Source organism: Mesorhizobium muleiense (genome assembly GCF_900099905.1).
Taxonomy (GTDB): domain Bacteria; phylum Pseudomonadota; class Alphaproteobacteria; order Rhizobiales; family Rhizobiaceae; genus Mesorhizobium; species Mesorhizobium muleiense.
The window spans coordinates 75,896-93,608 of the sequence record NZ_FNEE01000009.1 but is presented as its reverse complement, the minus strand read 5'-3'; the positions used below and the strand labels follow the sequence as shown (position 1 = coordinate 93,608).

At 63.7% G+C, this 17,713-nt stretch carries 16 protein-coding genes and 1 pseudogene; 4 read left to right on the top strand and 13 right to left on the bottom strand.

What is annotated here, in order from left to right:
* Positions 1-53 precede the first annotated feature (53 nt).
* Positions 54-2,204: an OmpA family protein gene (locus BLT09_RS17450; RefSeq protein ID WP_091595073.1), complete on the top strand. Its 2,151-nt coding sequence runs from the start codon at positions 54-56 to the stop codon at positions 2,202-2,204.
* Positions 2,205-2,493: 289 nt separating this feature from the next.
* Here BLT09_RS17450 and BLT09_RS17445 read toward each other — a convergent pair whose 3' ends face one another.
* The 3 genes from BLT09_RS17445 to BLT09_RS17435 all read right to left on the bottom strand — a co-directional run bounded on the left by BLT09_RS17445 (position 2,494) and on the right by BLT09_RS17435 (position 5,236).
* Positions 2,494-3,360, bottom strand: a complete 867-nt coding sequence (locus BLT09_RS17445; protein ID WP_091595071.1) for an SDR family oxidoreductase — start codon at positions 3,358-3,360, stop codon at positions 2,494-2,496.
* A gap of 344 nt (positions 3,361-3,704) precedes the next feature.
* Complete coding sequence (locus tag BLT09_RS17440; RefSeq protein ID WP_091595069.1) at positions 3,705-4,355, bottom strand: helix-turn-helix transcriptional regulator; 651 nt, start codon at positions 4,353-4,355, stop codon at positions 3,705-3,707.
* Between the two features lie 8 nt (positions 4,356-4,363).
* Entirely contained in the window at positions 4,364-5,236 is an 873-nt protein-coding gene (locus BLT09_RS17435; protein WP_091595067.1) for a S1C family serine protease, read from the bottom strand.
* A gap of 270 nt (positions 5,237-5,506) precedes the next feature.
* Here BLT09_RS17435 and BLT09_RS17430 point away from each other — a divergent pair, with 270 nt between their 5' ends.
* Positions 5,507-6,454, top strand: a complete 948-nt coding sequence (locus BLT09_RS17430) for a S1C family serine protease (protein ID WP_091595065.1) — start codon at positions 5,507-5,509, stop codon at positions 6,452-6,454.
* A gap of 3 nt (positions 6,455-6,457) precedes the next feature.
* Here BLT09_RS17430 and BLT09_RS17425 read toward each other — a convergent pair whose 3' ends face one another.
* Together BLT09_RS17425 and BLT09_RS17420 are read right to left on the bottom strand one after the other, a co-directional pair.
* Positions 6,458-7,369, bottom strand: coding sequence for an arginase family protein (locus tag BLT09_RS17425; protein WP_208602515.1), 912 nt, complete (start codon positions 7,367-7,369; stop codon positions 6,458-6,460).
* A 111-nt stretch (positions 7,370-7,480) separates the two neighbouring features.
* The gene (locus BLT09_RS17420) at positions 7,481-7,903 is read right to left on the bottom strand and encodes a VOC family protein (protein WP_091595063.1); all 423 of its coding nucleotides are present in this window, start codon (positions 7,901-7,903) and stop codon (positions 7,481-7,483) included.
* A gap of 67 nt (positions 7,904-7,970) precedes the next feature.
* Between BLT09_RS17420 and BLT09_RS17415 the strand changes: the two genes are divergently transcribed.
* Complete coding sequence (locus BLT09_RS17415; protein WP_091595061.1) at positions 7,971-8,588, top strand: TetR/AcrR family transcriptional regulator; 618 nt, start codon at positions 7,971-7,973, stop codon at positions 8,586-8,588.
* Here the strand turns inward: BLT09_RS17415 and BLT09_RS17410 are convergent.
* Positions 8,566-9,477: a LysR family transcriptional regulator gene (locus tag BLT09_RS17410; protein WP_091595059.1), complete on the bottom strand. Its 912-nt coding sequence runs from the start codon at positions 9,475-9,477 to the stop codon at positions 8,566-8,568. The two genes, BLT09_RS17415 and BLT09_RS17410, sit on opposite strands and share 23 nt — an antisense overlap.
* A 108-nt stretch (positions 9,478-9,585) precedes the next feature.
* Here BLT09_RS17410 and BLT09_RS17405 point away from each other — a divergent pair, with 108 nt between their 5' ends.
* Positions 9,586-10,224, top strand: a complete 639-nt coding sequence (locus tag BLT09_RS17405) for an FMN-dependent NADH-azoreductase (RefSeq protein ID WP_023799745.1) — start codon at positions 9,586-9,588, stop codon at positions 10,222-10,224.
* A 93-nt stretch (positions 10,225-10,317) separates the two neighbouring features.
* On the opposite strand, the gene BLT09_RS17400 is transcribed toward BLT09_RS17405, so the two are convergent.
* The 7 genes and pseudogenes from BLT09_RS17400 to BLT09_RS17370 all read right to left on the bottom strand — a co-directional run bounded on the left by BLT09_RS17400 (position 10,318) and on the right by BLT09_RS17370 (position 17,483).
* Complete coding sequence (locus BLT09_RS17400) at positions 10,318-10,611, bottom strand: HlyU family transcriptional regulator (protein WP_091595057.1); 294 nt, start codon at positions 10,609-10,611, stop codon at positions 10,318-10,320.
* Between the two features lie 106 nt (positions 10,612-10,717).
* The gene (locus tag BLT09_RS17395) at positions 10,718-11,389 is read right to left on the bottom strand and encodes a PadR family transcriptional regulator (protein ID WP_091595055.1); all 672 of its coding nucleotides are present in this window, start codon (positions 11,387-11,389) and stop codon (positions 10,718-10,720) included.
* Positions 11,390-11,524: 135 nt separating this feature from the next.
* Positions 11,525-11,904, bottom strand: a pseudogene (locus BLT09_RS17390) (thiol-disulfide oxidoreductase DCC family protein).
* 181 nt (positions 11,905-12,085) lie between these two features.
* A complete protein-coding gene (locus tag BLT09_RS17385; protein ID WP_091595053.1) occupies positions 12,086-12,379 on the bottom strand; it encodes a GYD domain-containing protein in 294 nt (97 codons plus the stop codon).
* Between the two features lie 202 nt (positions 12,380-12,581).
* Entirely contained in the window at positions 12,582-14,603 is a 2,022-nt protein-coding gene (rpoD, locus tag BLT09_RS17380; protein WP_023799750.1) for an RNA polymerase sigma factor RpoD, read from the bottom strand.
* 384 nt (positions 14,604-14,987) lie between these two features.
* Entirely contained in the window at positions 14,988-16,964 is a 1,977-nt protein-coding gene (gene dnaG / locus BLT09_RS17375; protein WP_091595311.1) for a DNA primase, read from the bottom strand.
* A gap of 153 nt (positions 16,965-17,117) precedes the next feature.
* Positions 17,118-17,483 carry an RcnB family protein gene (locus BLT09_RS17370; protein WP_091595051.1) on the bottom strand — a complete coding sequence of 122 codons (366 nt, stop codon included), beginning with the start codon at positions 17,481-17,483 and terminating at the stop codon, positions 17,118-17,120.
* Between the last annotated feature and the right edge of the window lie 230 nt (positions 17,484-17,713).

Below are 17,713 nucleotides of genomic sequence, written 5' to 3'. Positions count from 1 at the left end.
ATCCGGTTGATGAACAGTTTGGGCCGGGATGGGACGCCAAAGGAGGATTTTTAATGAAACGCCAACCACGGATTCTGGCAGGCACGGCACTTGGCCTGCTGATGGCGTCCGCGCCGTTGGGCGCATTCCCGTTGCAGGGCAGCGCCGCGTTCGACCCACCGCAGAGTACCGCCACGCCGTTGATCCCCGTGCAATCGAATTGCCCCGAAGGCGAGTCGGCGGAAGGCTGCGCACCGCAGGCGGAACCGGAGCAGAAGCCTCGCAAGAAGCGCGAGGAACAGGCCGCGCCTTCCGGCGAGGAGCAGCAGGGCGGTCAGCGCAGGAAGAAGCGCGAGCAGCAACAGCAAGAGGAAGCCGCACCCGCCGAGCGGGCCGCACCTGCGAGCGACGAACAGCCCGAGCCGCGCAGAAAGAAGCGTGACCGGCAACAGCAGGAGGAAGCCGCACCGGCCGAACGGCCCGCCGAGCAGGCCGCACCTGCCAGCGACGAACAGCCCGAGCCGCGCAGGAAGAAGCGTGACCGGCAACAGCAGGAGGAAGCCGCACCGGCCGAACGGCCCGCCGAGCAGGCCGCACCTGCCAGCGACGAACAGCCGCGCAGGAAGAAGCGCGACCGGCAACAGCAGGAGGAAGCCGCACCAGCCGAAAAGCCCGCCGAGCAGGGGGCGCCTGCCAGCGACGAACAGCCCGAACCGCGCAGAAAGAAGCGCGACCGGCAACAGCAGGAGGAAGCCGAGCAGGCTGCGCCTCGCGAAAACGCCACACCTGCAAATGACAACGAGCAGGTCACGCCGCGCAGGAAGAAGCAGGAGCAGGATCAGCAGATCGAAGCCGCACCATCCGAACAGCCAGCCAGGAAGGAAGCCGGCGAGCAGGCCGAACCGCTTCCGACCGACCAGCAAACGGCTCCCGCCGAGGGCGAACAGCCCCGGGATCAGGCTAAGGACCGCCGCAAGAAGCCTATCGACGAACAGCCGGTGACAGGCGAGCAGCCCGCCGAGCGCGAGCAGGCCGCGCCCGCCGAAGGCGAAGGTCCGGCCCAGGGCGAGGCTCCCGTGTTCGACAGCCAGAAGGATGCCGTGCGCAAGCGCAGGGGCGGCAGGGACAACGCGCAAGAAACCAGCGGCCAGGACGCGGGTGGACAGCCGACGCAGCAGAACGGCGAACAGGCGGAAGCCCCGAGGCCGGCTCCGGTCGATCAGGGACCGCCGCCCACCGATGACAGGGCGGCCCAGCAGGCGATCAAGCTTGAGAGGATGGTTCGGGCGACGGAGGAAAAGGGCAGACGCGTTGAGCGTGCGCCCGACGAGGAAAACATTCGCCGCCGTCGGGAACGCCCGCGCGGGGTCGACGTCGTCAGGGAACTCGGCGACCGCGTTATCCTCCAGTTCAACAACCAGACGATCGTGGAAAGCGACGATGCGCCGCGCATGCGGCGTGGCGCGCGGAACGTCTACTATGAGGAGTTGTCGAGCAATCGCACTCGGGAAATCGTCGAGCGTGACAATGGTATCCAGATCGTCACCATCCGCAACCGCTACGGCGACGTCGTCCAGCGTTCACGCATCGCGCCCGACGGACGCGAATATGTGCTGAGCTATGTCGACGAGCGGCACTATGAGGACGATGGCGACTGGCGCGATCCAGGCGACGACCTGCCGCCGATTCGGATCGACATTCCGCGCGAGGAGTACATTCTGGATTCCGAGGAGGTCGAGGATCCGGACGACTACTATGCCTTCCTTGAACAGCCGCCGGTGGAGAGGGTGCAGCGCCTCTACTCGATCGACGAGGTCAAGCGCTCGGCCCGCGTGCGCGACATCGCCCGCCGCATCGACCTCGACTCGCTGAACTTCGAATTCGGTTCAGCCTCGATCCCCGAAACCGAGGTGCAGAAACTGGAAGGCGTCGCCAGCGCCATGGAGAAGCTGCTGGAGAAGAACCCGGCGGAAACCTTCCTGATCGAAGGCCATACCGATGCCGTCGGCAAGCCGGAGGCGAACCTCGCTCTGTCCGACCGTCGCGCGGAGGCGGTCGCCGAAGCTCTGAGCAATGCCTTCAGCATCCCGCCGGAGAACCTGACGACACAGGGCTATGGCGAGGAGTATCTCAAGGTCGATACGTCTGAGCCGGAGCGCGAGAACCGTCGCGTCGCCATCCGCCGCATCACCTCGCTGGTGGCGCCGGTCGCCAGCGCGAATTAACTCGCAGTTTCAGAAACCTGAACTGGTTTCTGGAATCTATGCGGGAAGACATAGCCCACCCCGGTTTCTCCGGGTTGGGCAATTTCCGGCAATCAGCCGAGGTTGAAGGAGAATGTAAGTCGCGATTTAACCAGGCATTGAATCGCGAGGTCGTCCACCCCAGATTCTGGCTAGGGCTTCCCTGCCCTGTCCCGACTCCAGCGGGACACATGAGCCCCGCCGGTATCCCCTCGCCGGCGGGGTTTTGTTTCCGGCTTCGGCTGGGAAACGAGGGCTATGCCGGTGCCAGTCAGTAGATATTTTTCACGTTGGTTTTCGAATTCGCAAACACCTCGTCCGGCACGAAGAAATCGCCGGCAAGCGGACCTGTCGCGTCAGGCGCATAGATCGAAAAATCGCTGACGCCCTCGGCGCGCAGCACCTCCTCGTCGATGTAGAAATTGCCGGTCGCTTCGCGCGACGGCTTGAGCAGGATCGCATGCGCGGCATCGGCCATGATATCGGGCGAACGGCTCATCGCCGCCACTGTCGCCCCGCCCAGAAGATTGCGCACCGCTGCCGTGTCGATCGTCGAGATCGGCCACAGCGAATTGACGGCGATGCCGTCCCTGGCGAACTCCGCGCTCATGCCCAGCGTGCACATCGACATGCCGAATTTGGCCATCGTATAGGCGACATGGTTCTTGAACCATTTGGCCTTCATGTCGAGCGGCGGCGCCAGATTCAAGATGTGAGGATTGTCGGCCAACTTCAGGTGCGGAATGCACATTTTGGAAACCAGGAACGTGCCGCGTGTGTTGATCTGGTGCATCAGGTCGTAGCGCTTCATGTCGGTTTCCAGCGTGCCGGTGAGTTGGATGGCGCTGGCATTGTTGATGCAGATGTCGATGCCGCCGAATTTTTCGACGGTTCTGGCGACCGCCTCGGCCACCTGCCCCTCCTCGCGTATGTCGCACAGCATCGGCAATGCCTTGCCGCCGGCCTGCTCGATCTCCTCAGCCGCCGTATAGATCGTGCCCGGCAGCTTCGGGTGGGGCTCGGCGGTCTTGGCCGCGATGGTCACATTGGCGCCGTCGCGCGCGGCGCGCAGCGCGATCGCCAGCCCGATGCCGCGCGACCCGCCGGAGATGAACAGCGTCTTTCCCTTGAGCGACATGTCTTGCGCCTTTCCTGTGCCGGCCTCTTTGCACAATCCTTGCCGCGTGCCGTCGCCCGACACAAGAGCGGGGAGCATCGAGAGGTGGTGACGCTGCGGAGGATTCTCGCGGCGTTGCGCTGCCCCTCATCGCCCTGCCGGGCACTTCTCCCCGTATAGTGACGGGGAGAAGGACGCCTGATCACAGCTTTTCGCCAACTGGCAGAGTCGCAAGAATTGAGCCGTGGCTGCGTTCAGCTTCCTTCTCCCCGTCACTGTACGGGGAGAAGGTGCCGGCAGGCGGATGAGGGGCGGCGCAAACTTTGACAATGGTCGCCCGACATCCTGCCTTGGGACGTCATTCACTAAACCAGCACCAGGCCTTGTCGCATGGCGATGGCGATGGCGTCGGTGCGGTTGGCCGCACCTAGTTTGATCAGGATCGCCGCGACGTGGAACTTCGCCGTATGCACGGAAATGTTCAGGCGCCGCGCGATCACCTTGTTGGGCGCGCCCTCGGCCAAAAGCGCCAGCACTTCGCTCTCGCGCGGCGACAGCACTGGCCGGCTGGCGCTGTCGCCGACCGGCTCCTCGTCGGAGAGATCGTCGTCATGGAAGGCGAAATCGTCATGTCGATCGGACAAGGGGCGGCCCTCGCCCGAGATCCGATAGCCAGCCGCCGCCAGTCGCGCGGCGGCAGCGATCAGCAGATCGTCCACTGCCGGCGGCAGCACGGCAAACACGGTATCGGCCGGCCGCTGCCGGCTCGCTCGTTGCGACAGGAGCACCCGAGGTATCGCGGGATCGCTGGGCCCGCCTTCCACGCCCCCTCTTTCCAGGTAAACGCCATCGACGATCGCGACATCCGCTCTGTCGGCGCTATTGCTGCTACCGGCCACAATCGGCAGCAGATCGCCGGTCGCGGCAAGCGCGGTGGACAGGTGCTCGGCGCGCACGACGTCATCGAGCGCGATCAGCACCGTCAGCCGCCGCCCCGTGACCCTGTGACTTGCCATCGATCTTCTCAGTTTAGCGGCTTTTCGCCGATGGTCAGCACGACGTCGCGCCGTTCGCCGCCGCGCACCACGCCGAGCGTCACCGACGCGCCGGCGCTGTCCGGCCCGAGCCTGCGGATCAGCTCGCGCGGGCCGTGCACGGCCTCGCCGTTCCACGACGCGATGATGTCGCCAAGATGCAGGCCGGCCGCCTTCGCCGGGCCATTGTCGTCGAGGCTCATCACCATCGCGCCATGCGTGTCGCCGTTGCGGATCGGGTGCAGGCCGGCGCCGAGATAGCCGCGCGCGACATGGCCCTTCTCGCGCAGCGTCGCCACCGCCCGTTCGATCGTCTCGTAGGGCATGACCAGCGCCCGCCGGCGCGGCCCGAACAAAAGCATGCCGATCAGTGCGCCCTTGGCGTCGAGCACCGGGCCGCCCTCGAAACGGCCACCGGCATTGACGGCCAGATTGATGCGCCGGTCGATCGTGCCGCCGCGCATCGAGCGCCAGGCCGGACCGACCTCACCAACCGTTCCGAATGCAGCGAGCGACGCACCGTCGCTATTGCCGACGGCAATGGCCAGATGGCCCGGCCGCGCCGTGCCTGCCTCGGCCAGCGGCGGCACGTCCGGCGCGCCGGTCGGCTTCAGAAGGGCGGTCCCGGTGGATGGATCGCGGCCGACCAGCTCGGCCTTCACCTTGTCGCCCGAAGAAAGCGTCAGCTCGATCTCCTCGCCGGCCTCAACTGCCTCCTCGGCAGCGACAAAATAGCCGTCGCGCCAGTGAAAGGCGGTCGCGGTGCGATGCTGATGCGTGGCGAAGCTCGCCGTCGCCGGCGCCGCTGCAGCGGCGATATCAGCTATGGCGTTGGAAAATGCGCTTAGATTGAAGTCGCTCATGTCGGTCTCCTGGGTCTTTTCGCCTCGGCCCGAAAATCGGCATCGATTTTCGGAAAACACGGTGCGAGAACGCAAAGTCTTAGAGCGCACTTTGAGCGTCCAATGGACGCTCGTCGCTCTACCCCAGATATCGCTCGGCAGCGCGTTGGCGGGTACTCGCCTGACGGCTAGTTGGGCGTTGGACTGGCCATCTGGTCAGGTCGCGTCCGATCCGGCCGCTCCGCACATATAGGCATCCTTCATCTTGCTCTAAAGACACGGAGCCCTGCCATGTCCCTCCCCGCCCAGCAATTGCAGTTCGACGATGCGCTGCTCGACGATTATTCGGCAACGGTCGCCGATGCCGTGGACCGCATCGGTCCCGCCGTCTGCCGCATCGAGCGCATCGGTGGTGCCGGCGGCCTGGGCTCCGGCTTCGTCATCACACCGGATGGGCTGGTCGTCACCAATTTCCACGTCGTTGGCGATGCCCGCAGCGTCCGTGTTACGATGCCGGACGGCGTCTCCAGAGAAGGCCGTGTTCTCGGCCGCGACCCCGACACCGACATCGCGCTGGTGCGTGCCGACGGCAGCTTCGCCGATATTGCGCCGCTCGGCGATTCCAAGCGCCTGCGGCGCGGCCAGATCGCCATTGCCATCGGCAACCCGCTCGGCTTCGAATGGACCGTCACATCAGGTGTCGTCTCGGCGCTTGGCCGCTCGATGCGTGCTTCCACCGGCCGGCTGATCGACGATGTCATCCAGACCGACGCAGCGCTCAACCCCGGCAATTCCGGCGGACCGCTGGTATCGTCGGCGGGCGAGGTTATCGGCGTCAACACAGCCATGATCCATGGCGCGCAAGGCATCGCCTTCGCGGTTGCCTCCAACACCGCCAATTTCGTCATTTCCGAGATCATCCGCTTCGGCCGCGTCCGCCGCGCCTTCATCGGTGTCTCGGCCGACACGACAACCCTGCCGCGTCGCGCCGCCCTTTTGTCGCAAGTGTCGAGCAGCACAGCGGTGCGCCTGCGCAGTGTCGAGGCGAACAGCCCGGCCGCCAGCGCAGGCCTGAAAGAGGGCGACATCATCGCCGCCATCGACGGCCGCCCGGTCACCGGCGTCGACGATCTGGTGCGCATGCTCGACGCCGAGCGCATCGGCCGCGAAACGCTGTGCACAGTGGTGCGCCGCTCCGGCATTGCTCAGGTCACGGTGATGCCGGAGGCGCGGGCCTGACAACTATCGCGGCGCAAACATCTGGCCAAGCAGCGAAACCAGCAGCACCGCCAGCTCGCCGGTCGGATCGAGGTCCGGATCGAAAATCGTCATGTCCATTCCAGTGCAGCGCGGATCCGCCACCAGCGCCGCGAGGATGGCGACGAGATCGTCGGGATCGATACCGGGACTGCCTGGTGAATCCACCGCAGGCATCACCGTCTGATCGAGCGCATCGACATCGAAATGCACCCAATAGGGCCAGCCGGTTCGCGCCAGCGTGGTCAAGGTCTTTTCCAGGACCTCTGCCGCGCCGAGCTCCCGCACGGCAAAAACATCGATCAGCGTCATCGCGGTCGAAGTGATGTCGGGCCAGGCGAAGTCGGGGTTGCGGTTCTCGCGTTCGCCGATCTGAACCACCTGTTCGTCCGCAACAAGTGGGCTCGCGATCTCAGGCCAGTCGGTCAGCAACGGCTCACCACGTCCGGTGGCGAGCGCAAGGTCCATGCCGGCGGCCGAGCCGAGTGAAGCATCGACGTCGTAATTGCCCGGATGGCGGAAATCGCTATGGCCATCGACATGGACCAGTGCCAGCGGACCGGATCGCCGTGCACCAGCCAGCGCGCCAAGCAGGACCGCGCAGTCGCCGCCGACGACCAGAGGGAACTCGCCTCGTCTCAGCGCGTCGGCAACAATTTCGGCGAGTCCGAGATTGAAGCTGCGTATCGCATTGCCGTTGCGCAGCCGGGTGCCCGGCTGCGGCTCCGTGCTATAGGCGGGCCGATCAAGATCAACCATTTTGAGGGGCGAAAGCGTCTCGATCAGGCCGGCTTCGGTCAACGCCTGCGGCGCACGCCACGTCCCCGGAATATGACCTGGCCTCAGCGGACGCAGGCCAAGGTTGGAGGGTGCGCGGACAAGGCAGATTTCACGCATGGAATGGGCCCAGGCTGATGAGCTCAGCATAGACCGCAAAGACATGACCGGCCACGCGGCTGAAGGCTTCAGCTGATATCTACAGACAATTCCTGCCAGCCGCTGTCTCGCTCAGGCCGCCGCGCCTTCGACAAACTGCTCCAGAAACTCGGCGCTCGGCGGGATCGGCTTGATCACGTCGATCAGCACGCCATTGGGGTCTTTTGTGATGAAATGGCGCTGGCCGAAGGCTTCGTCGCGGAGCGTTCGCAGGATCGGCAGGCCGGCGGCGATGACCCGCTCATAGACCGCATCCGGGTTCTTGACCTCGAAATTGATCAGCAGGCCGGAGGTACGGCCGCGCCCTTCCTCAGGAATGGTTTCATGATCGCCGTGGACGATGCCGAGATTGACGCGGCGATCCTCGGTTGATTGCAGATGCACGTACCAGTCGCTTTCGAACAGCGGCCTGAAGCTGAAATGCGCGACATAGAAGGCCTTCGTGCCGGCAACGTCGCCGGTCATCAGCACCGGGTAATAGCTTGTCGTCTTCATCTTTCCTTCTCCCGTCAAATAACATACATTCTGCATGTAAATGCATATTAACATACAGGCTGCATGTATGCAACAGGAATCCGCGCGCCGCTCCAACCGCGATCGCACCGAAGCGACGCGCGCCGACCTGATCGCCGCGGCGCGAAAACTGTTCACCGAGAAGTCCTATGCGGAGACCGGCACGCCAGAGATCGTGGCTGCGGCCGGCGTCACGCGCGGCGCGCTCTATCATCACTTTGCCGACAAGCAGGCGCTGTTCGCCGCAGTGGTCGAGCAGGAGGCGGCGGCTGTGGCGGAAGAGATCGAGCGCGCCTCGCCGCCCTCGCTGTTTGCCCGCGATGCGCTGATCGCCGGCTCGGATGCCTATCTTGCCGCCATGCGCGCACCCGGCCGCACCCGGCTGCTGCTGCTCGACGGGCCGGCCGTGCTCGGCCGCGCCGCCATGGACGAGATCGACAACCGCCACGGCAACCGCTCGTTGCGCGAAGGCCTGGTTGCAGCGATGCGCTCGCAGTCCATGATGAGATTGCCGGTGGAAGCGCTGACCGCGCTGCTTGCCGCCGCCTTCGACCGCGCGGCGCTCGCCATCGAAGCAGGCGCTGCGACCGAGGACTACCGTGCCGTTCTCATGGCGCTGATTGATGGTCTGTCGCCCCCGGCCCCTAGTTCGGCTCGAACTCGTTGAAACAGCCAAGCTGGCGCTTGAACTGGTCGATCAGCCAGGCCGCAGCCGGCTTCGGGCTGCGGTCGGCGCGGTGCATGGCATAAAGCGGCGCGCGGACTTCGCGATACGGCTCCAGATCGAGTTCCACCAGCCGGCCGTTGGCCACATCGTCAGCAATCAACCAACGCGGCAGTCCGCCCCAGCCCAACCCTTCGCGCATCAGCGCATGCTTGGTTCGCATATCCGTAAGTCGCCAGGTGCGGTAGGCATAGACGCCGTAGTCGCGCCCTTTGGTGCGCTCGGACTGGTCGCTGACGACAAGTTGGATGTGTTCGCGCACCTCCTCCAGCGGCACCGGCTTGGGAAGCAGCGCCAGCGGATGGCTTGGCGCGGCCGCCGGCACCATCGACATGAAGCCAATGCGCACAAGATGCGCGTCGACCTCGCCCAGCAGTCCGCCAATACCGAGATCGGCATGTCCATTGACGACATGATCGGGGATCAGCCCGAGCGTGCCGATATGCAGGCGCAGCATCACGGTTGGAAATTGCGCCTCGAACGCCTTCAACACGCGCACCAGCACGGTGGAAGGCAGCGCCACATCGACAGACAGCGCGACTTCAGCCTCCAGGCCCTGTTTGTGGCTGTCGACGCGAGAGCGGATGCGCTGCAATACGCCGACCATGCGCCGCGCATCTTCCAGCGTCGCCCGGCCGACATCGGTCAGATGCGGCTCGCGCGTGCCCTCGCGCTCGAACAGTTTCAGCCCAAGCTGCGCCTCGAGATTGGCGATGGCGTAGCTGATGACCGACTGCGCTCGGTTGAGCTTGCGGCCGGCGGCGGAGAAGCTGCCGGTGTCGGCGACGGTGACAAGGATCTGAAGCTGATCGAGCGTCGGGTTTGGCTGCATCGTTCTATCCACTATTTGGATGGAACATACATAAAATATACCGGTTTTTCAAATGGGTCAGCTCGCCCATATAGGTCGGGACAGTTCAGCCAACCCTGGAGACCCGCCATGTCCATCCTTCTCGTCACATCCAGTCCGCGCGGCAATGCCTCGCATTCGACCCGCATCGCCACTGAACTTGCAGAAAAGCTGCTCGCCGCCGATCCTTCGGCCAAGCTGGTCGCACGCGATCTCGTGGCAAACCCGCTGCCGCACATCGATCCGGACTATTCGACCGGCATCTATACGCCCGCCGAGGCCCGCACCCAGCGCCAGGCCGAGGTCGTCGGCGTTTCCGACGGCGTGCTCGATGAACTGTTTGCGGCCGACACCATCATCCTGGCCACCGGATTCATCAATTTCGGCATCTCGTCGACGCTGAAATCCTGGGTCGACCACGTCTCCCGCACCGGCAAGACTTTCTCTTATGGCGAGAATGGCCCGAAGGGCCTCGTCACCGGCAAGAAGGTCTACATCGTCCTGGCCTCGGGCGGCATCTATTCGGAAGGCGCTGCCGTGCAGATGGACCACGCCATCCCTTACCTGCGCAGCGTGCTTGGCTTCATCGGCATGACCGACGTCGAAGTCATCCGCATCGAAGGCGTCGGCATGGGGCCGGATGCGGTCACTGCCGCTCTGGCCAAGGCATCAGCCAAGGTGGATGCCTTGGTGACATCGACCGTAAGCAAACAGGCTGCGGCGGCGTAGGCCGCCAGCCGTCGGCAACTTGAAATCAAAGGCAGGCGCCTGACAGGGCGCTTGCCTTGTTCGTTTCAAGATGCGCCGGAGATCGATCGGGTCTCACCCGAACATCTTCTCGCCCTGCTCGTCGACCAGCTGAATGCCCTTTTTGATCGAGATGTCGACAGCGTCGTCGAGCCCGGCAAAACGATCGGCGCGGATGAATTTGTGCTCCTTCAACACGCCGTCGATCTCCTTGGAAACCACGCCGCAGGTCTGATATTGGCCCTCCGCCTTGTACGGCGTGGCGCTGATCAAAAATCCCTTGTGCTCGATCTGCTTTGCCGGTGCAGCACTCTTTGGCTCGCCCGCGTCACCGCCGCCACCGCCGAAAAGACGTTTCAGAAAAGACATGGGCGCGCCCTCCAACGGAAATCATCCTGCATCACATAGCGTGGTGCAGGATGATTTCACTAGCGATCCTTAGGCAAACGGGCAAGGGCCGCATCCGGCCTGGAAGTCAGTCGCGCGACAGCGCTTCGAGGGCTTCGGCCGCCCCTTTCAATATCGCGATCGCCTCGGCCTGTTTTTCAGCGGGCGCGTCGACAATGTCGCCGAGGGCTGCGCGTAGCCGCTGGCGCACGGTGCGGAAATCGTCGCGCTTTTCCGAACCGCCGCGGCCGCGACGTCCGCTATCCTCGCCATCGTCGTTCCAGCCGAACCAGTCACGCGCCTTTGCCATTTTGCGGCCGAAACGCTCGAGATGATCGAGCACATGGTCGACCATCTCGCGATTGTCATTGAGATGCGCCTGCCCTGCCTCGGTAATCGAAAACACCTTCTTGTTGCCTTCCGCCGACGAGACGGCATAGCCGGCCTCTTCCAGGAAGGTCAGCGTCGGATAGACCACGCCGGGGCTCGGGCTGTAGACGCCGCTGGTGCGTTCCTCCAGCGCCTTGATGATGTCATAGCCGTGGCGCGGCGCCTCGGCCAGCAGCGACAGCGTGATCAGCTTGAGATCGCCGTCGGCCAGCATACGCCCCGCGCGGAACATGTCGCCCGGCCCGCCGCGCCCGCCGCCCCTCATGCCGTGGCCGAATGGGCCGAAGCCGCCGCCACGACCGCCGAACTTGCCGGCCATATGCATGAAAACGCGCTCGGCATGCTCGCCGAAATGATGATGTCCGTGCATTGTCTGCTCCTTGAGTTATGTCTTACGATATATCTCAATTATGCGAATGAGGCCGTTGAGTCAAGATATATCTTACGATGTATCTGAGAACGGTGCCACCAGATTGATTTCGTCACCGAGCTTGGCTAATACCGGTTACCAGCGGCCCTTGCGCCGGTTCCAGGCATAGAGAAGATCGGCGAAGCGATTATAGGCATAGCGCGTCAGCGGCAGCACGGCGCGATTGCCGAACAGCGCGGCCAGCCAGCCCTCGCCCGGCGTTCTTAGCCAGACGGCAATTGCGACGGCGGCGCCGACCAGCAGCTTGCCGTCCGCATCGGTTGCATGCAGCCGGCGGCGGATGTCGTCCAGCGACACGCCGTATCCGGCCAGCGCCGCCGGTTCGGCATTGATGTCGCGAAACGCGATCCGCCCGGCCTTGATCGCCTCGACCAGCGCCGCTTCTGCCTGACGATGCCGGCATCGCAAACCGGACAACGGGTATTGTACCAGATGGTCAGCAGAGGCTTGGGCATGGGTCTCGATACGCGCGTGGAAGTGCTGCGCTGACTATCCGGGAAACACCTTCGCCCCGCAACATTTCGGGCCAGTCACTTCGGACCAGACACATTCCGCACCAAGCTGGCCAGGCGCCGTCGAGCGGCGCCTGACCGTCCGATGTCCGGCAGCTTGCGCGGGTCTATGGCCGCGCACGCCTCAGCCGAGCGAGGCGACGATTTCGCGATAGGCCAATTCCGGGAACGCCTTGAGCGTCCGCGTCCTCACGTTGCCGCCTGTCGCCAGCATAAGCGAGAAACGAGCGAGCACCGCATCGTCGGGCGCTTCGACGACCGCCACCATATCGCATTCGCCCATGGTGAGATAAAAAGCCTTGAACGAGCCGCCCATGTCTCCCAGCAGCTTCTTGGCGGCATCGAGCCGCTTCGGCGACTCGCGCACATTTCTGGCGCCCTGCTCGGTCCAGTTGATCAGCACGATATAGGTTGTCATGCACACCTCCCTCCGGAGGCCTCGGAGCGCGGCGTCACCGCCGGGGCGGGCATCCGGGTTTGTCGCCCAGAAAATGCATCCGACACCCGATTATCCTCCCACAGCCGGTATGCTGCAAGAACAACCGCACCGTCCGGCGAGACAATCCCTGAACGAAAAAGGGCGCCGCAGCGCCCTTTAAATTGTTATTCGTTGCCCGGCATCAGCTGTCGAGGAAGCTCCGCAGCTTGCGCGAGCGGCTCGGGTGCTTGAGCTTGCGCAGCGCCTTGGCTTCGATTTGGCGGATGCGCTCTCGGGTGACCGAGAACTGCTGGCCGACTTCCTCCAGCGTGTGGTCGGTGTTCATGCCGATGCCGAAGCGCATTCTGAGCACGCGCTCTTCACGCGGGGTGAGCGAAGCAAGCACCCGCGTCGTCGTCTCGCGCAGATTGGCCTGGATCGCCGCGTCGATCGGCAGGATCGCCATCTTGTCCTCGATGAAATCGCCGAGATGGGAATCCTCCTCGTCGCCGACCGGCGTTTCGAGCGAGATCGGTTCCTTGGCGATCTTCAGCACCTTGCGCACTTTTTCCAGCGGCATGGCGAGCTTTTCCGCCAGTTCCTCCGGCGTCGGCTCGCGGCCGATCTCGTGCAGCATCTGGCGCGAGGTGCGCACGATCTTGTTGATCGTCTCGATCATATGCACCGGAATGCGGATGGTGCGCGCCTGGTCGGCGATCGAGCGGGTGATCGCTTGCCGGATCCACCACGTCGCATAGGTCGAGAACTTGTAGCCGCGGCGATATTCGAATTTGTCGACCGCCTTCATCAGGCCGATATTGCCTTCCTGGATCAGATCGAGGAACTGCAGGCCGCGATTGGTGTATTTCTTGGCGATGGAAATGACGAGGCGCAGATTGGCCTCGACCATTTCCTTCTTGGCGATCGCGGCTTCGCGCTCGCCCTTCTGCACCTGGTTGACAATCCTGCGGAATTCCAGGATCGAGATCGCCGTTTCGGTGGCGAGGTTCTGGATCTCGGCGCGCAGGTCGCGGATCGCGTCCTTCTCGTTCTTGGTGAATTCCTTCCAGCCGCGCGAGGTCAGATTGCCGATCGAGCGCGTCCAGTTGGGATCGAGCTCCGAGCCCTGATACTCCTTCAGGAATTCCTCGCGGCGCACGCCATAGCTTTCGGCCAGCCGCAACAGCTTGCCTTCGTTCTGCACCAGGCGCTTGTTGATGTCGTAGAGTTGCTCGACCAATGCCTCGATGCGCGCCGTGTTCAGGGATAGCGACTTCACCGCCTTGATCAGCTGGTCCTTCAGCTCCTTCAGCCGGCGGTCCTGGCTGGGCGACAGCGTGCCGGCGGCAGCCAGCCGGTTCTCGACCTGCTGGTCCTGCAGCTTGCGCAACTTCTTGTAGGTGTCGGCGATGACGTCGAGCGTCTCCATCACCTGCGGGCGCAGCTCCGCTTCCATCGCCGCCAGCGACAGGCTGGCTTCGTCCTCGTCTTCCTCGTCGTCATCAGTCAGACCGCGGGTGTCGCCGCCGACATTGGTGATGTCGTCCTCGTCCTCGCGCGAACGGCGCGGCTTGTCGTCGGTCTTGGCTTCCTCGATCCGCTCGACCACCGGCGCCTGCTTGGCCTCCGGTCCGGCATAGGTCGCTTCGAGGTCGATGATCTCGCGCAAGAGGATCTTCGATTCGTTGAGCTCGTCACGCCAGATGATGATGGCCTGGAAGGTCAGCGGGCTTTCGCACAGGCCCGCGATCATCGTCTCGCGGCCAGCCTCGATGCGCTTGGCAATCGCGATTTCGCCCTCGCGGGACAGAAGCTCGACCGAGCCCATCTCGCGCAGATACATGCGAACCGGATCGTCGGTGCGATCGGTCGGCTCTTTCTTGGTGGTCGTCGCAGCTACGGCGGTACCGGTCTGCTCGGCCAGTTCGTTGGCGTCTTCCTCGGCGTCGGCAGCCGCGTCGGCGGCTTCGGGCTCCTCGCCCTGCTCGTCGTCCTCGACCACGTTGATGCCCATGTCGGAGAGCATGGCCATCGTGTCCTCGATCTGCTCGGAGGTGACTTCCTCCGAGGGCAGCACCGAATTCAGTTCGTCCATGGTGACATAGCCGCGCTTCTTGGCGGCCTTGATCATCTTCTTGACAGCATCGTCGGAAAGGTCGAGCAGAGGGCCATCGGTGGCGCCTTCACGTTCGGTCTCGACCTCTTCCTTTTCTTTTGTCGCCATTCTTTATTTTCTCCAAGCGGCCAGGTATCTAGCCGCATAAGTATCAAGCCGCGTAAGCTGCCGTACCGGTTTATCAGATGCCCTCGCGCTAGAACGCGTTTCCCCGGGCCAGTAACTGCATCTCTCGTTAAGTCCAGATTAACCCTGGTATCTGTGGCAGGCTGACTGCCTGTCCAGTGACCGGTACCTCACATCGCTGCATTTCCGTCGACGCCGGCGCGGGTTAACGTTTCGAATCGTCCTGATTCCGTCATTCTGCCAGAAGGTCAAGCGCCTCTCGCATGATTCGCATGAAAAAAGCGAATCAATTACCCGACTTAACGCGCCGCGGCTGATTCGGCGCACAAGCACGGTCTGCACTTTCACTCTTTCGTAAGCTTCAACCTACACCCGCCCGGCCCTGCCCGAAGACACGCCGAACCCTTCGATCAGCGCCTCCGTTGCCTGCACATCACGAAATTGCGCCTGGATCTCGACGAGATGCCGGTAATTTTCGTCGGTGGGATCGCTGGCGAGCGCCGCTTCTGCCTGTTTCAGTTCCTTATGTAATGTGCGCGCGCTGCGCTGCAAGTGGAGCGCCTGGCTGAAGGCGTCGCGGGCATCGTCAAGTCCGGCTGTTTCCAGCGCCGGCCATTGCCGCGCCCGTTTGATCAGCGCCACCACGCGCGCCCAGATCTCGCCGCAGCCGGCACGTTCGATCGTCGCGATCACCGCGTTGCGGTCGTTGGCCATGTCATGCGCCATCGCATCGAGGATGGCCGCGTGCAATCGCTTCAGATCGGTGTTGGCGAGGTCGAGGAACTCGACATGTGCGAAATTCTCGTCGATCAGCGCCGGATGATTGACTAGGGCCGCGATGATCGTCGCCTCGCGCACCGACATCCCCTCGCTGCCGCGCTTGACCAGCGCCGAGCGGCCAAGGCTTTCGGTGATCGCGGTGCGTCCACCGGCATTGCCGCCGCGTGCGAACTGTCCGCCAGCAGCTGAGCCCTTGCCCTGAAAGCGCCCGCCGGACCGCCCATCTTGGCGCCCCCCTTGATAGGTTTGGCGCGCGCCGCGCTGGGCGCCGAAAAAGCTTAGCACTCGCTCGCGCATTTCCTGTTGGTAGTGATAGCGCAAGCTCTCGTCGCGGATGCGGCTGGTCAGTTCGCGCAGCGTTTTTTCCAGTTCCGCCCGTCGTTCCGGCGTGTCGAAGATGCCGCCGGCCGTTTCGCGCATCCACAAAAGGTCGGCGAGCGGCCGCGCCTCGGAAAGCACGGCGCCAAACGCGTCCGGCCCTTCGGCCTTGACCAGATCGTCGGGGTCCTTGCCTTCGGGCAGAAGCGCAAAACGCACCGAGCGGCCTGCCTGGACCGCCGGCAGCGCCATGTCGGCGGCGCGCCATGCCGCCTTCAGTCCGGCCTGGTCGCCATCGAAGCACAGCACCGGCTCGCCGGCCATACGCCACAGCAGTTCAAGCTGGTTTTCGGTCAGCGCGGTGCCGAGCGGCGCCACGACATTTTCGAAACCGGCCTGCGCCAGCGCGATCACGTCCATATAGCCCTCGACGGCAATCACCGTGCCGCCCTTGGCCAGCGCCCCCTTTCCCAGCGCTTGGCGCGCTCGGGCGAAATTGTAGAGCACGTTGCCCTTGTGGAAGAGTTCGGTGTCGGGCGAATTCATGTATTTGGCGAGCGCATCGGCTGCCAGCGCCCGCCCGCCAAAGGCGATTATCTTGCCTCTGGAGTCCGGGATCGGGAACATGATGCGGTCGCGGAACCAATCGTAGGAAACCGGAACGTCGTCGCCATGGCGCACCAGCCCGCATGCCTCGATATCGGCCTTGGGCACGCCCTTGGCGGCAAGATGCTCCTTCAGCGCATTGCGACTGTCGGGCGCATAGCCGAGCCGGAACGACTGCTGCGTCGCCGGCGTCAGCCCGCGGTCGCGCAGATAGGCGCGGGCTTTTGCGCCTTCCGGTCCCTGCAGCCGCTCCTGGAAGAAGGCGGTCGCCATTTCCATGACTTCGGTCAGGCTGGCGCGTTCCTTTTCGCGCCGTTCCTCCTGGGCATCGCGCAACGGCATCGGCACCCCGGCCATGTCGGCGATCTTCTCGACCGCTTCGGGAAAGCTCATTCCGTCGAGTTCGGTGAGGAATTTGAAGTGGTCGCCCGAAACCGAGCAGCCGAAGCAATGATAGCGTCCCTTCTTGTCCTCGCAGTGAAAGGACGGGCTCTTCTCGCCATGGAAGGGACAGCACGCCCAATAGTCGCCGCGCGGCGCGTTGGTCTTCTTCCTGTCCCACGCCACGCGCTGGCCGACCACCGAGGAAATCGGCACGCGGTCGCGTATCTCGTCGAGGAAGGCAGGTGGAAAGCGCATCGGAAACGGCTCGTTTGCGTCCATATAATCACGCCGGCGAAACCCGACGACTCCTAATGCGAACCATACCCGGTTTTCACAGGGCAAAAAGAAGGCGGCCGTTGCAAGCCGCCTTCCTTCCTGTCCGGCATTGCGCCGGTCGACGTTTGACGGTCAGTGCGCGGCAATCGCGCCGAAGATGATGCCGGAGACGACGCTGACCAAGAGATAGTCGTTGCCGACGCGGATCCATTCCTGGCCACGGCCCGGACGACGCAGGCCATAGTGGCGATAGTCGCGGACCGGCTGGTGGCGCCTCCAACTCGAATATCTCTGGCCGTTGCGCCAATGGTTCCTCTTGACGACGACTTTCTTCTTCACCACGACGCGCGTCTTGACGTGCCTGTCCGGCTTCTTCCAGTCGACCTGGCTGTAGGTCGACTGCGGTGCATTCGGCGCGTTCAGCGGCGCTGCCTGGCCCTGCAGGGACGTCGCAGCCAGCATGGAGACGGCGATTGCGGAAAGAATGATACGTTTCATGACGGGGTACTCCTTGGTTGTCGATGCCCAAGCAATAGAGCCCGAAAAATGAACCGAAACTGAACACACGGATTACATTTTAGTAATGATTTCAAATATTTATGATAGCTAATTCAACACTCGGCTCAAACCTGATCTGAAGCGGTCGTCGGCACTTGACCGCGCGACCATCAAGAAGCCGGCCGGCGATGCAACCATTTTGCGATCCATCCATTTCCGACACGCCCTGT

Bases quoted from the DNA above. Each gene is read 5' to 3' on its own strand.
- BLT09_RS17450 (WP_091595073.1), top strand. From the start codon at position 54: ATGAAACGCCAACCACGGATTCTGGCAGGCACGGCACTTGGCCTGCTG.
- BLT09_RS17445 (WP_091595071.1), bottom strand. From the start codon at position 3,360: ATGTCGCTCAAGGGAAAGACGCTGTTCATCTCCGGCGGGTCGCGCGGC.
- BLT09_RS17440 (WP_091595069.1), bottom strand. From the start codon at position 4,355: ATGGCAAGTCACAGGGTCACGGGGCGGCGGCTGACGGTGCTGATCGCG.
- BLT09_RS17435 (WP_091595067.1), bottom strand. From the start codon at position 5,236: ATGAGCGACTTCAATCTAAGCGCATTTTCCAACGCCATAGCTGATATC.
- BLT09_RS17430 (WP_091595065.1), top strand. From the start codon at position 5,507: ATGTCCCTCCCCGCCCAGCAATTGCAGTTCGACGATGCGCTGCTCGAC.
- BLT09_RS17425 (WP_208602515.1), bottom strand. From the start codon at position 7,369: ATGCGTGAAATCTGCCTTGTCCGCGCACCCTCCAACCTTGGCCTGCGT.
- BLT09_RS17420 (WP_091595063.1), bottom strand. From the start codon at position 7,903: ATGAAGACGACAAGCTATTACCCGGTGCTGATGACCGGCGACGTTGCC.
- BLT09_RS17415 (WP_091595061.1), top strand. From the start codon at position 7,971: ATGCAACAGGAATCCGCGCGCCGCTCCAACCGCGATCGCACCGAAGCG.
- BLT09_RS17410 (WP_091595059.1), bottom strand. From the start codon at position 9,477: ATGCAGCCAAACCCGACGCTCGATCAGCTTCAGATCCTTGTCACCGTC.
- BLT09_RS17405 (WP_023799745.1), top strand. From the start codon at position 9,586: ATGTCCATCCTTCTCGTCACATCCAGTCCGCGCGGCAATGCCTCGCAT.
- BLT09_RS17400 (WP_091595057.1), bottom strand. From the start codon at position 10,611: ATGTCTTTTCTGAAACGTCTTTTCGGCGGTGGCGGCGGTGACGCGGGC.
- BLT09_RS17395 (WP_091595055.1), bottom strand. From the start codon at position 11,389: ATGCACGGACATCATCATTTCGGCGAGCATGCCGAGCGCGTTTTCATG.
- BLT09_RS17385 (WP_091595053.1), bottom strand. From the start codon at position 12,379: ATGACAACCTATATCGTGCTGATCAACTGGACCGAGCAGGGCGCCAGA.
- rpoD (WP_023799750.1), bottom strand. From the start codon at position 14,603: ATGGCGACAAAAGAAAAGGAAGAGGTCGAGACCGAACGTGAAGGCGCC.
- dnaG (WP_091595311.1), bottom strand. From the start codon at position 16,964: ATGCGCTTTCCACCTGCCTTCCTCGACGAGATACGCGACCGCGTGCCG.
- BLT09_RS17370 (WP_091595051.1), bottom strand. From the start codon at position 17,483: ATGAAACGTATCATTCTTTCCGCAATCGCCGTCTCCATGCTGGCTGCG.